Raw genomic sequence first — 16,731 nt, 5'->3', positions numbered from 1 at the left:
TTATATAAAATTCAAAAGACTTTTACTATAACTATTTAATTATTGTTTTAAATTAGAAAAAATAAATTTTTGCTGTATAATTGTGACTATATTACTAACAATATAATATAAAACTAAACCTGAAGGAAACCATAAAAAAAATATTGTAAAAATAACGGGCATAAAATTCATAATCTTTTTTTGAATAGGATCAGTAATGTTGCTAGTCGATGATGTTTTTTGAATCACAAACATTGTCAAACCCATTATTATCGGTAATACATAATATGGATCTTGACTAGATAAATCACTAATCCATAATAAAAATGGAGCATGACGTAATTCTACTGAACCAATAAGCATATAATAAAGAGACAAAAAAATTGGCATTTGAATAAAAATAGGAAAAAGCCCACCTAATGGATTTATTTTTTCTTTTTTATACAAAGCTATTATTTCTTGACTAATGCGTTTTTTGTCATTTTTAAAACTTTCTTTTATTTCTTTAATTTTAGGTTGTAGTGTACGCATTTTTATCATTGAAACATATTGTGCTTTTGTTAAAGGATAAGTTATAGCTTTCATAAGAAAAGTAATTGCGATAATAGAAAATCCCCAGTTTCCTATGATGTTATATAAAACAGTTAATAATTGAAACAATGGTTGTGATAAAAACCAAAGCCAACCGTAATCTACGGTTAAATCTAAATTGGGAGCAACTAATTTCATTTCTTTTTGTATTTCAGGACCAATCCATAATTTTGATTTTATACAAGAACTTGAATAAGGTAAAATATAAAAGGCAGGAGATTTATAACCAATTACAGCAACTCCGTGATCTATACTAGAGGTATATATTGTATTTTCACCTATTATATTATCATTAGGTATCCAAGCAACAGCGAAATATTGTTGCAACATTGCAATCCAACCATTCTTTGTAAGAATATGTAGATTTTTATGATGAGAAATTGAATCAAATTCATATTTCTCGTATTTATTATTAATAGTTGAATAAGCAGCACCACGAAAAGTTTGGAGAGCAAAATTTTTACTATATAAATTACGATTTTTTGGTAAATTTATTGTTTGTTTAATTTGACCAAACATATTCATTTCTAATATATCTTTAGTTGGATTAAAAATGTCATATTCTACTTGAATATCATATCTTTTAGGTTTAAGAATAAAAGTTTTTGTATAAATTATACCATTTTTATTAATCCATTTTATTGGGACACGTAATTCTTTTTGAGAATCTTCTAGCACAAAAAATTTTTTTTTTGCAATATACATTGGTCTAGTGTTATTAATTAAACTATCTGATCCATCTTTACCAATCAATCCACTTTGAACTTGGTAAACAAAATCAGATGTAGTTTCAAGTAACTTTAAAGGTTTAGATGAGTGTAGTTGATCTTTATATGCAAGTAAATTAGCTTCTTCTATATCTCCTCCATACATATTTACCACTAAACTAATTACGTCGTTTTTTATAAAAATTTGATTTTTATCTTTTTGTGTCTCAATAAAATTTAATGTTGAACCTGTTTTTTCATTTGTATTATTGCTTAAAAATAATTGACTCTTCCATGCTTGCCAAAGTAAAAACGAAACAAATAAAAAAGCAAAAATAAAAAAATTACGTTGTACTTCCATAATTAGTGTTCACTTGTATCTTTAATATTTAAAGGTAAATAATTATTTCTACTTATTTTTAACGAATATTGTCATAAAGAAATAAAATAATACTTTCAGTAAAATCAAGCAAATAAATCGTTAAAATTATGTAAAAAATATGAATTTTTTAAAAAATTAATTTTGTTGATTTTAAAATATGTTTAATTAACGTTTTAAACGTTATTGAAAATAATATGACCATAACAATTTTAAAGTATCTATTATTTTTTTGTTTCTTAAATAAAGGATGTTTTTTTTTATTAGAACTATAAAATCCATAGAAGTAAGTTGATGTTGTAATAAACGAAAAGTTTCTCGAATTAATCGCTTAATTAAATTTCTATCATGAGCATATTTAATATTTTTACGGGAAACACTTAAACCTAATCTAGGGTATCCTAATAAATTTAAACGACCTAAAATAATTATTTCTCCAGTATTTTTTTTAGAAGGCTTGCTGAAAACGTATTGAAAATTTGAAGAAGTTAACAATCGTAATTCTTTTTTAAAAAAATAATTAATCACGACAAATAACCTATTATTTACTAGAGACAGTTAATCGTGTTCTTAATTTAGCACGTCTTCGTGACAAAATATAACGACCATTTTTTGTTGCCATACGAATTCTAAATCCATGCGAACGATTACGTTTTAATACTGATGGTTGAAAAGTACGTTTCATTTTAATATTTACCTAAAAAATTTATTATTCAAAATGATTTATAAAAATTACTCTTAATTAAGAATAATTACTCTAAATCATATAGTCAATTAACTTTATTTATATCGTTAATAATAGAAGTGGTTTATAAAAAATAAAAACACTTTCTAAATCAACTTGTCTAAAAAAAATATTTTTAATATTTTATTCTGGTATGATGATTATGTTTTTTTTATAAATTAAAAATAATACTACATCTAAAAATCACTTCTTTAGATAAATAAAATATCTCAACGATATATTATACCCTTTTCGTTATACTCACCAATCTTAGATTGTATAACTTTTAATATAAAAAAATATAATTTTATAATAAATTTTTACATAAAATTATGTATATCAAAATAAATGTGAGAAAAATAACAATTTTCAAATTTGATTTTTTATTAATTTTGTTCGATTGGAGTCTACCGTGTCACCTTGTCTTTGGAAACAGTGCCTCGACCGGTTACAGAGTGAGCTACCTAGCACAGAATTTAGTATGTGGATACGCTCTCTGAAGGCGAAACTAAATAATAATATTTTAAAAATATATGCTCCAAATAAATTTGTTTTGGATTGGGTTAAAGATAAATACTTAATTCGTTTTAAAATAATACTACAAGATTTTTGTGGTTCTGATTCTCCATTAATAAAATTTGAAATATATAAAAAAAATAAAGAAAAAAGTACGAAAAAAAATATTTTAAATATTGATTTTAACATAAACAACAAACAAATCTGGAATAAAATTCCAGAATATAAAAAAACATCTTATCGTTCTAATATTAACAAAAAACATAATTTTGAAAATTTTATAGAAGGAAAATCTAATCAACTTGCACGATCTGCAGCATCTCAAGTAGCGAAAAATCCTGGTAATTCTTATAATCCATTATTTTTATATGGTGCTACAGGACTCGGTAAGACTCATTTACTTCATGCTATAGGAAATAGAATTTTAGCATATAAATATAATATTAAAATAATTTATATGCATTCTGAACGTTTTGTTCAAGACATGGTTAAAGCTTTACAAAATAATGCTATTGAAAAATTTAAATTATATTATCGTTCTGTTGATGCATTATTAATAGATGATATTCAATTTTTTGCACACAAAGAACGTTCTCAAGAAGAGTTTTTTCATACTTTTAATGCATTACTAGAAGGAAATCAACAAATTATTTTAACTTCCGATCGCTATCCTAAAGAAATAAATGGAGTTGAAGATCGCCTTAAATCAAGATTTGGATGGGGTCTTACTGTCTCTATCGATCCACCTGAACTAGAAACTAGAGTAGCTATTCTTATAAAGAAAGCTGATGAGAATAATATTATATTATCTGATGAAGTAGCTTTTTTCATTGCTAAACGTTTGCGTTCTAACGTTCGTGAATTAGAAGGTGCTCTTAATAGAGTTATTGTAAATGCGCATTTTACACATCGTACTATTACAGTAGACTTTGTTAGAGAGGCTCTTAGAGATATACTTGCATTACAAGAAAAAATTATTACTATTGATAATATTCAAAAGACAGTAGCAGAATACTATAAAATTAAAGTTGCAGATTTATTGTCTAAAAAAAGATCACGATCAATAGCTCGACCAAGACAAATGGCTATGGCAATGGCTAAAAAACTTACTAATCATAGTCTTCCAGAAATTGGAGATGCTTTTAGCGGAAGAGATCATACAACAGTACTACATGCATGTCGTAAAATTGAACAGTTACGAGAAGAAAGTCTTGATATCAAAGAAGATTTTTTAAACTTAATTAGAACTCTATCAGTGTAATTATATGAAATTTAATATTAAAAATAATATTTTTATTAAACATTTACAAAAAATAAATCGTTTAATCACTAAAAACACTTCTCTTCCTATTTTAGAAAATATATTAATTTCCATTGATAATGGAATATTATCTTTAACTGCAACCAATCTAGAACTGGAGTTAATTTCTAGTATAAAAATATCTACAAAATATACATCAGGATCTGTAACTGTTTCAGGTCGAAAACTATTAGATATTTGCCGTAATACATTAGAATTATCTGAAATTAAAGTTCAAATGAAAAAAGATAAATTACATATTACTTCTAATAATAGTCATTATGTATTAACTACTTTACCTTCTGAAAATTTTCCAAATCATAATAATTTTCATCATATTTCAGAGTTTTTTATAAATTCAGATATTCTTAAAAATATTATAGAAAAAGTTCAATTTTCCATGGGAAAACAAGATGTTCGATATTATCTCAATGGAATGTTATTAAAAAAAGAAAAAACGTTACTTTATGCGGTCGCAACAGATGGTTATCGTATGGGAATTACAAAAACCTCTATACAAGAAGATGTTATTCCATTTTCAGTAATTATTCCAAGAAAAGGAATTGTTGAATTATATAAATTGTTAAACATCAAAACAAAACTAATACGTTTTCTAATTGGTAAAAATAACATTAGGATATATATAGAAGAACTGATTTTTACTATTCAATTAATTGAAGGAAATTATCCTGATTATACAAGTATTTTATTAAAACATAAAAATTGTCCTATTATTTTAAATAGTCAACAATTGAAACAGTCTCTATTACGTGTTGCAATTTTAGCATCTAAAAATTTCTGTGGAATAGAAATTCATATCAAGAACAATAAATTTAAAGTATTATCAGATAATGAAGAAGAAAGAGCAGAAGATTCATTTAAAATTAATTATTTTAATAATGAAGTAGAAATATCAATCAATGTATATTACATATTAGACATACTAAATGTCATTAGCAGTAAAAATATTTTTTTATTTTTAAACGAGTCTAACAACTCAATACAAATTGAAACAGAAAATGAAAGTTCTGTTTTATATGTAATAATGCTTTTGAGACGTTAAATTTCAAAAACTATTATCTCTTTTTAATTAAAAAAAATAGATATTTAAAAAATATATTTTTAACATCAAAAAATAAAAGGGAAAATATGAAAAATATATATAACTCTTCTAATATTAAAATTTTAAGAGGATTAGATGCTGTTCGAAAACGACCAGGTATGTACATTGGAGATACAGATGATGGAAGTGGATTACATCATATGGTTTTTGAAATCGTAGATAATTCTATTGATGAAGCATTGTCAGGATATTGTAAAGAAATAATTGTAACAATTCATTCAGATAATTCAGTATCCGTACAAGATGATGGAAGGGGTATTCCTACTGATATTCATCCCGAAGAAAATATTTCAGCTGCAGAAGTAATTATGACTGTATTACATGCAGGAGGTAAATTTGATGATTCTTCATATAAAATATCAGGAGGATTGCATGGAGTAGGAATATCTGTTGTTAATGCATTATCAGAAAAATTAGAACTAACAATTTACAAAGATAAAAAAAAATATCAGCAAACATATAATAATGGAAAACCAAAATATCCTCTTTCTATTATCGGAAAAACTAATAAAACAGGTACACATATAAGATTTTGGCCAAGTTATAAAACTTTTAAAAATAACACAATATTTCAATATGAAATATTATCTAGACGATTACGTGAACTTTCTTTTCTTAATTCTAGTATTACCATTGACTTATATGATAATAGAACCAATATAAAAAATCACTATCATTACAAAGGAGGTATTAAAGCATTTATTAAATTTTTAAATACAAAAAAAACTCCAATTCATCCGCATATATTTTATTTTAAATCAAAAAAAGAAAAAATTGAATTAGAAATCGCTATGCAATGGAGTAATTCACATCAAGAAAATATTCTTTGTTTTACTAATAACATACCACAAAAAGACGGTGGAACACATTTGTCTGGTTTTCGTTCTGGAATGACCCGGACGCTAAATTTACATATAGAAAGAGAAGGATATAATAAAAAAAATAAAATTTCTATTACAGGAGAAGACACAAGAGAAGGATTAACTGCTATTATATCTATAAAAATAGCCGATCCAAAATTTTCATCTCAAACAAAAGATAAACTAGTATCTTCTGAAGTAAGATCAATAATAGAATCATTAATTAATGAAAATCTTATTGAATTTCTATTAGAAAACCCTAATGATGCAAAATGTATCATTCAAAAAATAATTAATGCTACAAAAATACGAGAAGCAGCTCGACGAGCTAGAGAAATAAATAAAAGAAAAACAATATTAGACTTAGGAGCTTTACCAGGAAAATTATCTGATTGTCAAGAAAATGATCCTAAACTTTCAGAAATTTATCTAGTAGAAGGTGATTCAGCAGGAGGATCAGCTAAACAAGGAAGAAATCGAAAATACCAAGCAATTCTTCCATTAAAAGGGAAAATACTGAATGTAGAAAAATCAAAATTTGATAAAATGTTATTATCACAAGAAGTATCTTCTCTTATTACAGCATTAGGTTGTGGTATTGGAGACAATGAGTATAATTTAGATAAACTAAGATATAATCATATTATAATAATGACTGATGCAGATGTAGATGGTGCACATATTCGAACACTACTATTAACTTTTTTTTATCGTCAATTTCCTGAATTAATTACAAAAGGATATATTTATATTGCACAACCCCCTTTATATAAAATTAAAAAAGGTAAAAAAGAAAAATATATTAAAAACGATGATGAAATGAATAAATTTCAAATGAAAATTGCTTTAAAAGACATTATCTTAAAAAAGAATAATATTAATTTCAACGAAAATCTCATACAATTTAAAAAAATCATCTCTGAATATAACGTTATTCAAAAAAACATAATCAATAATAAATATCATATTCCTAAAATAATATTAGATGAATTAATTTATCATCCTCGTTTGTATGATTTAAAAAACATCAAAATAGTAGAACAATGGACAAATAAGCTAGTCGAAAAACTAAATAAAAAAGATAATAATAATAACTATTCAACAGAAATTAAAAAAAATATCAAAAAAAATATTTTTGAACCAACAATAAAAATATCTAGATATTCCAATCATATAAAATATGAACTACGAGAAATATTTATAAATAGTCAAGAATATTGTTTAATTACAAAATTAGGAAAAAAATTTAAAAAACTTTTCTTAAATCAAGTATTTATAGAAAAATCAGGTCATGTTTATAAAATAGATAATATAAAAAATACGCTAGAATGGTTAATTAAACAATCCAAACGAGGTTTATTTATACAAAGATATAAAGGTCTAGGAGAAATGAATCCAGAACAACTATGGAATACAACTATGAATCCTGAGACTAGAAATATGTTACAAGTTACTATCAAAGATGCAATTTCTGCAAATAATTTGTTTAATACGCTAATGGGAGATGCAGTAGAACCTAGACGAAAATTTATACAAAAAAATGCTTTAAAAGCAGAAAATATTGATATCTAAAAAAACCAATTAAAAAAGATTTTTAAAACATTTGCGGCAGGAAAAAAACCAGCCGCTTAATATTGGTTTTCATTTAAATTTATCCATCATTTCAAGAACTCGTAATTTTGCAATTTCTTTAGAAATTTTTAATAAAATATCATTTTTCTTCATTTTTATATTATTATCAATATTTTCTTCCGCTTCTTTTTTAGCTTTTAAAATATTTTCACGATTTAAATGAATAGCCCGAATTGCAGTGTCTGCTAAAACAGAAACAGTATTAGGTTGCACTTCTAATATACCTCCTGATATATAAATACATTCTTCTTTTTTATCTTTATGAAAAATATATATCATACCAGGTTTAATAATACTCAATAACTGAACATGACCTGGATAAATACCAAGTTCTCCTTCACTACCAGATACTCGTATTTTTTTTACTTCTCCAGAAAATATACGTTTTTCAAGACTTACTATATCTAAATAAAAATTCATAAATATATCCTGAAAATTATAATGTTTTTGCTTTTTTCATAACTTCTTCAATGGAACCTACCATATAAAAGGCTTGTTCTGGATAAGAATCAAACTCACCTTCTATAATACCTTTAAAAGCTCTAATGTTATCTTTTAAAGAAACATATTTACCAGAAATACCAGTAAAAACTTCAGCAACAAAAAATGGCTGAGATAAAAATCTTTGAATTTTCCGTGCTCTTGAAACTAATAATTTATCTTGTTCTGAAAGTTCATCCATACCTAAAATTGCAATAATATCTTTTAATTCCTGATATCTCTGTAATATTGATTGAACACCTAATGCAGTTTGATAATGTTCTTCACCTACTATATAAGGATCTAATTGACGACTTGTAGAATTTAAAGGATCAACTGCTGGATAAATACCCAATGATGCTATTTGACGACTCAATGTTACTGTAGAATCTAAGTGTGCAAACGTTGTTGCCGGTGAAGGATCTGTTAAATCATCAGCAGGAACATATACAGCTTGAATTGAAGTAATTGAACCTTTTTTTGTTGAAGTAATCCTTTCTTGTAATAAACCCATTTCTTCAGATAAAGTAGGTTGATATCCTACCGCAGAAGGCATACGTCCTAATAATGCAGAAACTTCAGTACCTGCTAATGTATAACGATATATATTATCAATAAACAGTAAAACATCTTTTCCTTCATCACGAAATTTTTCTGCAATAGTCAAACCTGTAAATGCAACACGTAATCGATTTCCTGGTGGTTCATTCATTTGTCCGTAAACTAAAGAAACTTTATCTAACACTTTAGAATCATTCATTTCATGATAAAAATCATTACCTTCACGAGTTCTTTCTCCTACTCCAGTAAATACTGAATAACCAGAATGTTCTGTTGCAATATTACGAATTAGTTCCATCATATTTACTGTTTTACCGACACCTGCACCTCCAAATAAACCAACTTTTCCACCTTTCGAAAACGGACAAATTAAATCGATAACTTTTATTCCAGTTTCTAAAATTTCTTGAGAACTAGATTGATCTATATATTTAGGAGGAGAACGATGAATTTCCCAATATTCAATCTTAGAATCATCTTGGCTTTTTAATGCACCTTTATTATCTATTGTTTCTCCTAAAACATTTAATATTCGACCTAATGTAGCTTGTCCTACTGGTACTTTTATATAATGTCCAAGATCATTAACAATTAAACCTCTTTTTAAACCATCAGAAGAACCCATAGCAATAGTTCTAACAATACCTGATCCTAACTGCTGTTGTACTTCTAAAATTAGTTTATTTTGCTTACATTTAACTTCTAAGGCATTATATATCTTAGGTACAAAACCTTCATTAAATTCTACATCGACTACAGCACCAATAATTTGGATAATTTTTCCAGTAGCCATTATATATTTAAACCTCTCTCACTAATTTTAATTAGTTGAAACAGCTGTTGCACCTGCAACAATTTCGGTTAGTTCTTGAGTAATATTAGCTTGACGCACCTTATTATACAACAAATGTAACTCTTTAATACGATTAGCACTATTATCAGTTGCTGTTTTCATAGCTAACATGCGAGCAGCCTGTTCGCTGGCAATATTTTCTAATATACTTTGATAAACTTGAGATTCAATGTATCTTTTAAAAAGTACATCTAAAATTAACTTAGATTCCGGTTCATATAAATAATCCCATTTTTTAAAGTTTGTAGTCGTAGTGATTTTTATTTTAGGCAAAGGAAGTAATTGATCAATTTTAGGACGTTGATACATTTTGTTACAAAATTTATTATAAGCTATAAAAATTTTATCAATTCGTCTACATTCATATTCTTCTATAGCAATGTTTGCAGAATTAATTAATTTTATTAAATTAGGATTTTCTCCTAAATTATCTATTTGAGCAAGAATTTTACTTCCACATGATCTGAACACAGACAAACTTTTTAAACCAAATAAAATTAAATCGCATGGAACATTTATTTCAGCAAATTCTTGAATTTTAAACAACACTTTTTTAAATAAATTACTATTTAAACTTCCACATAATCCTCTATCAGTAGATACAATAATTATTCCAATACGGTTCATTTTTCTATTTTCTAAATAACTATGTTTATATTCTAAATTTGCTTGTACTATATGATTAATAACTTTTCTAATAATTTTAGAATATGGTCGACCAAAACGCATTCTTTCTTCAGTTTTTCTCATTTTTGATACAGCCACCATTTCCATGGCTTTAGTTATTTTTTTTGTATTAATTACACTGTTTATCTGATTTTTTATTTCTTTTATACTCGCCACTATTTTCTCTTTTTCACTAATTAAAAACTATTAATTAAAACCAATTTTTTTTAAAATTAGTAACTAATTGTATTAATTTTTTTTCTATATTAACATTAAAATCACCTTCTTTATTAATTTTACTTATTAAATCAGAATAATAATTATTAGCATATATTAATATTTCTTTTTCAAATTTTGAAATATTTTCTATAGAAATATCATCAAGAAAATTATTTTCTGCAACGAAAAGTATTATACTTTGTTCAGCAATAGACATAGGTGAATACTGTTTTTGTTTTAAAAGTTCTGTAATCTTTTGACCATAATTTAATTGTTTACGAGTGACATCATCTAAATCAGATGCAAACTGAGCAAAAGCTGCAAGTTCTTGATATTGTGCTAATGCTGTTCGAATACCAGAAGATAATTTTTTAATAATTGTACTCTGCGCCGCACTACCTACACGAGAAACTGATATACCAGGATTAACAGCAGGACGAATACCTGAATTAAATAAATTTGATTCTAAAAATATTTGACCATCTGTAATAGAAATCACATTCGTTGGAACAAATGCCGACACATCTCCAGACTGAGTTTCAATAATAGGTAAAGCAGTAATCGAACCTGTTTTTCCAATAATCTTATTATTAGTGATTTTTTCAATATATTTTATAGAAACACGAGCTGCTCTTTCTAATAAACGAGAATGTAAATAAAATATATCTCCTGGAAATGCTTCTCTTCCTGGTGGTCTACGTAATAATAAAGAAATCTGACGATAAGCTACAGCATGTTTTGAAAGATCATCATAAACAATTAATGCATCATTACCTTTATTACGAAAATATTCTGCCATTGCACAACCAGAATAAGGTGCTAAATATTGCAAAGATGCTGCTTCTGAAGCTGATGCTACTACAATGATTGTATTAAATAATGCATTATTTTCTTCTAACTTTCTTACCACATTGATAATTGTAGACAATTTTTGTCCAATAGCAACATAAATACATTTTACACCCAATTTCTTTTGATTAATAATAGTATCTATTGCAAGTGCAGTTTTTCCTGTTTGTCTATCACCAATAATCAATTCACGCTGTCCTTTCCCTATAGGAACCATTGAATCAACTACTTTATAACCTGTTTGTATTGGTTGATTTATAGATTGACGTTCAATTACTCCAGGAGCATCTGTTTCTACTGGTAAAAAACCATCATTTTCTATAGAATGTTTACCATCAATTGGTGATCCTAAAGCATTAACTACTCGACCTAATAATTTAAAACCAACTGGTACTTCTAATATTTTTCCAGTACATTGAACTTTTGTTCCTTCGGTAATATGAATATAAGGACCCATAATTACCGCACCTACTATATCTCTTTCTATATTTAATGCAATAGCGTATTCATTATTAGGTAACAAGATCATTTCACCTAACATAACATTAGAAAGACCATTAATCTTAACAATACCATCACTAACAGAAATAATAGTACCTTCATTATGCGATTGATTAAATATTTCAAATTGCGCTATTCTTTCTTTAATTAACTTGCTAATTTCTGTAGAATTTAATTGCATTTATTATATTCTCTTAAAAATTTAAGGAATTAGACAATTGTTCTAGATAATTACGAACAGATAAATCAAGGACTGTATCATTCAATTTAATAATAATACCATCAATTAAATGACAATCAACTTTACATGTAAATTGAATTTTTTTTAAAAATACTTTTTCTAATATTTTTTGTATTTTAATAATATATTGTTCTTTTAAAGAATATGCACTTCTTAATTCGACAACTAAAATATTATTATAATGTGCTTCCAATGCCAAAAATTGTTCTAATATATTACTTAATACATTAAAACGTTGATTTTCAGATAATAATCGTATTAAATTTTTTGCTTCTTTATCAATACGATCACCACTGATTTTAATAAAAACTGATGATAAATATTTAGGAGAAAGCGATCCTAATAACAATGTTTTAACTTGTGGATAAGAAGCGATTTTATTAATAAAAATTAATATTTCTTTCCATTTTTGAATTGAATGATTATGAACTGCAATTTCAAAGATTGCTTTAGCATAAGGTCTAGATATGGTATCTGCTACTGACATTAATTTTTTACCTGTAATACTCGTGATAAAGAAACAATTAATTCATCTAAAAATTTTTTTTTATCATCTTTATGAATGTTTTTTTTAATAATTTTTTCTGCCATATAAGTTGATAAATTAACAATTTCTTTGTGTAAATTTTTACGCGCATGTATAATTTTTATTTCAATTTCAGATTCAGTTTTTAAAAGAATTTTCTTGCTTTCAGACAATGCTTGATTTCTAGCTTTTTCTAAAATTAATAATTTTTGCTTATTCGCTTCATTTACAATGAAGGATGCTTTAATTTTGGCATCCTGAATCTTTTTTTGCATTTCATTTTCAACAACAGATAATTTTTCTTGAGCTTTTTGAGAAAGCATTAATGATTCTTTAATTTGTTTTTGTCTAGTTTCAATAGCTAATATGATAGGAGGCCAAATATATTTCATACAAAACCAAACAAATAAAAAAAATGAAATTGCTTGTCCTAAAATTGTCGCATTAAGATTCACAATAATACACCTTGTATTAAAATCAAGATTAATCTTTACGTTAGCCAAAAAACGTAAAGATTTCACTTTATAATTTTATTAGGTAATTCCCAAATATTTTGATTATTTAAATAATGAAAAAAAAACATTATGAAATAGCAAAAAGCATATATAAACCTAATCCAACAGCAATCATTGGAATAGCATCAACTAAACCCATAACAACAAAAAACTGAGTTCTCAATAAAGGAACTAAATCAGGTTGTCTAGCAGCTCCTTCTAAAAACTTACTTCCTAAAATTCCAATACCAATTGCTGCTCCAATAGAAGCTAATCCAACCATTATAGCCACTGCTATATAAAGCATCTCGATATTTATATGTTCCATTATAAACTCCAATCTTTAATAAAATAACAAGATATACAGATTTTAACTTTCATGAGATTGAGATGCCATTGATAAATAAACAATAGTCAACACCATAAAAATAAAAGCCTGTAATGTAATTATTAAAATGTGAAAAATAGCCCATGGTACATTTAAGAAACATTGCGACCACCATGGCAATAAACCTGCAATCAAAATAAAAATCATTTCTCCTGCATACATATTTCCGAAAAGTCGTAATCCTAAAGAAACTGGTTTAGACAATAACGAAACAAATTCTAAAATGAAATTAAAAATAAAAAATACAGGATGGTTAAAAGGTTGTAAAGTTAATTCCTTGAAAAAACCAATAAAACCTTTTATTTTTATAGAATAAAATAAAATTAAAACAAAAACACCTAATGACATTGACAATGTAATATTAATATCTGCAGAAGGCACTATACGCATAGCTGGTAAATTAAACATCTTTTCAGAACAAAAAGGAATAAAATCAATTGGAACTAAATCCATAAGATTCATCAAAAAAACCCAAACAAATACAGTTAATGATAAAGGTGCAATAAGGGAATTATTCCCTTGATACATATTTTTTACATTAGCACTTATAAATTCAAAAATTAATTCAATAGCAGTTTGTAATTTACTTGGTATACCTAAAGTAATTTTTTTCCCTATTATATAAAAAAGAATCAAAAAAAAACTACCTAAAACAAGAGAAAAAACTATTGAATCAATATTTAAAACCCAATAATGAGATGAAATCGTTCCTGGTTTAATAATCTTTAATGTACGTAAATCTAACTGTAAGTGATTTAAATGATGACTAATATATTGTTGAGAATTAGATATTTTTTCTAAAATCATAGCATGGTCCCATATTTTTATAATTTTAAAAAAAAATCATTAACAAAACTGTTTTATAAATTTTTGATTTTGATTAAAAATTATACTGAAAATTCAAACTTATTTTATAAATATCTAATAAATTAAAGTTAATAATAAAAAAACCCATAGGTTGTTCAACTAAAAAATATTATGTATTTTAAATTTACTAAAATCAAACTTTAATTTTTATAAATTATGAAAATTTATTAAATTATAAAGTCAATCACTATATATATACTAAAAATGTTTATAAGATTGCTTTTTTAAATAAATTAATAATATTGATATTGCAGCTGGTGTAATACCAGAAATTCTTGAAGCTTGACCAATTGAAATAGGTTTATAATAGTTTAATTTTTTTACAACTTCAGAAGATAATCCTTTTATTTTATGATAATCACAATTAGGTGATAAAAAAGTTTTTTCATTTTTTATATGTCGATTAATTTCTTCTAATTGCCGTTTAATATAACCTTCATATTTAACTGTATTTTCTATTTGTTCAATTGCTTGAAAATCAGAAATTCCTTTTCCAAATTGTTCTAATATTTCTAAATTTTTATAGCTAATTTCAGATCGTTTTAGCAAGTCAATTATACTAGTTTCGCGATTTAAATTTATATTATAAAATTTATTTAAAATATTAGCATCTGATGATTTAGGAAATACTTTGATATTTTTCAGACGATTAGTTTCTATTCTTATATTTGATAGTTTTTCATTATAACGATTCCATCTTAAATCGTTAACTAAACCAAATTTCCGACCAATTTCAGTTAAACGTAAATCAGCATTATCTTCTCTTAAAATCAATCTATATTCAGCTCGCGAAGTAAACATACGATAAGGTTCTTCAGTTCCTTTCGTAGTAAGATCATCTATTAAAACACCTAAATAAGCTTCATCACGTCTAGGAAACCAACTTTCAATTCCCATTGAATATAACCCAGAATTTAAACCAGCTAATAATCCTTGTGCAGCAGCTTCTTCATAACCAGTTGTTCCATTAATTTGACCAGCAAAAAAAAGCCCCTTAATTAACTTGCTCTCTAAAGTCGGTTTTAAATCTTTTGGATCAAAAAAATCATATTCAATAGCATATCCAGGTGTAATAATTTTTGATTTTTCTAATCCTTTTATAGAATTTAATAACTCTTGTTGAACATCTAATGGAAGACTTGTTGAAATTCCATTAGGATATATTTTTAAACTAGATAGTCCTTCTGGTTCTAAAAAAATCTGATGTGACTTCTTATCAGGAAAACGAACAACTTTATCTTCAATAGAAGGACAATAACGAGGACCTAAACCTGTTAAAATTCCTTTATATATTGGACTTTTATCTAGATTATTACGTATAATTTGATGTGTTTTTTCATTAGTATTCGTAAGATAACAAGGAATTTGATTAGGATGATTTGAAACATCTCCTATAAAAGAAAAAACTGGAATAGGATCATCACTATGTTGTACAAATAAATTATCAAAATTAATAGTTTTAATATGAATTCGAGGTGGCGTACCAGTTTTCAATCTATTAACCTTTAAAGATAATTCTCTTAAACGAACAGATAAATCTATAGAAGATTTATCTCCTATTCTACCAGCAGAATAACTAGTTAATCCTATATGAATTCTACCATCTAAAAAAGTTCCTGTTGCCAATACAACTGATTTGCAAAAAAAACTATTTTCACTTTTTGTTAAAACTCCAATAACAGTATAATTTTTAAAAATTAAATCTTTTACTTCTTCCTCTAAAATTAATAAATTAACTTGTTTGTTTAACATCTCTTTTACATTTTTATGATAGAGGAATCTATCAGCTTGAGCTCTCGTAGATCTTACAGCAGGACCTTTTGTAGAATTTAAAATTCTAAACTGGATACCTGAATAATCAATAGCTTGAGCCATTATACCACCTAATGCATCAATTTCTTTAACTAAATGGCTTTTGCCTATTCCACCAATTGCTGGATTACATGACAAAACACCTAAATCTGATTTTTTTTGAGTTAATAATAATGTTTTACAACCCATTCTTGATGAAGCCATCGCCGCTTCGGTACCAGCATGTCCTCCACCAATAATAATTACATCAAAATGCCTTAAATTTAACATGCAAAAAAACCTTCTAAAACATTTAAAATATTTTATAAATTATTAATTACTTATCTAAGATAACATATTTTAGTACTAAAGATAATACACTAATTATAAAACATAAAAAGATCTTTTTTTATTCTTTAGAATTTATTTTTAAATTAAGAAATAAATAAAATAATAATAATTATTATTATTAGCAAACAGAAAA

At 25.8% G+C, this 16,731-nt stretch carries 15 protein-coding genes; 3 read left to right on the top strand and 12 right to left on the bottom strand.

The features are described from left to right. Positions 1-39: 39 nt before the first annotated feature. The 3 genes from yidC to rpmH all read right to left on the bottom strand — a co-directional run bounded on the left by yidC (position 40) and on the right by rpmH (position 2,341). The gene (gene yidC / locus D9V70_RS00075) at positions 40-1,638 is read right to left on the bottom strand and encodes a membrane protein insertase YidC (protein ID WP_158355760.1); all 1,599 of its coding nucleotides are present in this window, start codon (positions 1,636-1,638) and stop codon (positions 40-42) included. A 201-nt stretch (positions 1,639-1,839) separates the two neighbouring features. Next, positions 1,840-2,184 carry a ribonuclease P protein component gene (rnpA, locus tag D9V70_RS00070; RefSeq protein ID WP_158355759.1) on the bottom strand — a complete coding sequence of 115 codons (345 nt, stop codon included), beginning with the start codon at positions 2,182-2,184 and terminating at the stop codon, positions 1,840-1,842. 13 nt (positions 2,185-2,197) lie between these two features. Continuing rightward, positions 2,198-2,341 (bottom strand): 50S ribosomal protein L34, encoded by a 144-nt coding sequence (gene rpmH, locus D9V70_RS00065; RefSeq protein ID WP_025368677.1) that lies wholly within the window; start codon positions 2,339-2,341, stop codon positions 2,198-2,200. A gap of 520 nt (positions 2,342-2,861) precedes the next feature. Between rpmH and dnaA the strand changes: the two genes are divergently transcribed. From dnaA to gyrB, 3 genes are all read left to right on the top strand, one after another. Next, positions 2,862-4,157, top strand: coding sequence for a chromosomal replication initiator protein DnaA (gene dnaA / locus D9V70_RS00060; protein ID WP_437177663.1), 1,296 nt, complete (start codon positions 2,862-2,864; stop codon positions 4,155-4,157). A gap of 4 nt (positions 4,158-4,161) precedes the next feature. After that, positions 4,162-5,259: a DNA polymerase III subunit beta gene (gene dnaN, locus D9V70_RS00055; RefSeq protein ID WP_158355757.1), complete on the top strand. Its 1,098-nt coding sequence runs from the start codon at positions 4,162-4,164 to the stop codon at positions 5,257-5,259. Positions 5,260-5,345: 86 nt separating this feature from the next. After that, positions 5,346-7,751, top strand: a complete 2,406-nt coding sequence (gene gyrB, locus D9V70_RS00050) for a DNA topoisomerase (ATP-hydrolyzing) subunit B (protein ID WP_158355756.1) — start codon at positions 5,346-5,348, stop codon at positions 7,749-7,751. A gap of 69 nt (positions 7,752-7,820) precedes the next feature. On the opposite strand, the gene D9V70_RS00045 is transcribed toward gyrB, so the two are convergent. The 9 genes from D9V70_RS00045 to mnmG form a co-directional block, all read right to left on the bottom strand. Next, complete coding sequence (locus D9V70_RS00045) at positions 7,821-8,237, bottom strand: F0F1 ATP synthase subunit epsilon (protein WP_172599344.1); 417 nt, start codon at positions 8,235-8,237, stop codon at positions 7,821-7,823. Between the two features lie 10 nt (positions 8,238-8,247). Continuing rightward, on the bottom strand, positions 8,248-9,645 hold the full coding sequence (gene atpD, locus D9V70_RS00040) for a F0F1 ATP synthase subunit beta (RefSeq protein WP_158355754.1): 1,398 nt from the start codon (positions 9,643-9,645) through the stop codon (positions 8,248-8,250). 27 nt (positions 9,646-9,672) lie between these two features. Next, complete coding sequence (atpG, locus tag D9V70_RS00035; RefSeq protein ID WP_158355753.1) at positions 9,673-10,548, bottom strand: F0F1 ATP synthase subunit gamma; 876 nt, start codon at positions 10,546-10,548, stop codon at positions 9,673-9,675. A gap of 34 nt (positions 10,549-10,582) precedes the next feature. Beyond that, positions 10,583-12,121 carry a F0F1 ATP synthase subunit alpha gene (gene atpA / locus D9V70_RS00030; RefSeq protein WP_158355752.1) on the bottom strand — a complete coding sequence of 513 codons (1,539 nt, stop codon included), beginning with the start codon at positions 12,119-12,121 and terminating at the stop codon, positions 10,583-10,585. 13 nt (positions 12,122-12,134) lie between these two features. Further along, positions 12,135-12,668 carry a F0F1 ATP synthase subunit delta gene (locus tag D9V70_RS00025; RefSeq protein WP_158355751.1) on the bottom strand — a complete coding sequence of 178 codons (534 nt, stop codon included), beginning with the start codon at positions 12,666-12,668 and terminating at the stop codon, positions 12,135-12,137. Then, on the bottom strand, positions 12,668-13,162 hold the full coding sequence (locus D9V70_RS00020) for a F0F1 ATP synthase subunit B (protein ID WP_158355750.1): 495 nt from the start codon (positions 13,160-13,162) through the stop codon (positions 12,668-12,670). Before D9V70_RS00020 ends, D9V70_RS00025 begins: the two co-directional genes overlap by 1 nt. Positions 13,163-13,289: 127 nt before the next feature. Next, on the bottom strand, positions 13,290-13,529 hold the full coding sequence (atpE, locus tag D9V70_RS00015) for a F0F1 ATP synthase subunit C (RefSeq protein WP_158355749.1): 240 nt from the start codon (positions 13,527-13,529) through the stop codon (positions 13,290-13,292). Between the two features lie 42 nt (positions 13,530-13,571). After that, positions 13,572-14,396 carry a F0F1 ATP synthase subunit A gene (gene atpB / locus D9V70_RS00010; protein WP_158355748.1) on the bottom strand — a complete coding sequence of 275 codons (825 nt, stop codon included), beginning with the start codon at positions 14,394-14,396 and terminating at the stop codon, positions 13,572-13,574. Between the two features lie 258 nt (positions 14,397-14,654). After that, positions 14,655-16,538, bottom strand: a complete 1,884-nt coding sequence (gene mnmG, locus D9V70_RS00005) for a tRNA uridine-5-carboxymethylaminomethyl(34) synthesis enzyme MnmG (RefSeq protein WP_158355747.1) — start codon at positions 16,536-16,538, stop codon at positions 14,655-14,657. Positions 16,539-16,731 lie beyond the last annotated feature (193 nt).

The sequence above is a fragment of the Buchnera aphidicola (Lipaphis pseudobrassicae) genome, from assembly GCF_005081185.1.
GTDB lineage: Bacteria > Pseudomonadota > Gammaproteobacteria > Enterobacterales > Enterobacteriaceae > Buchnera > Buchnera aphidicola_AD.
This window is presented reverse-complemented; position numbering and strand designations above follow the sequence as displayed.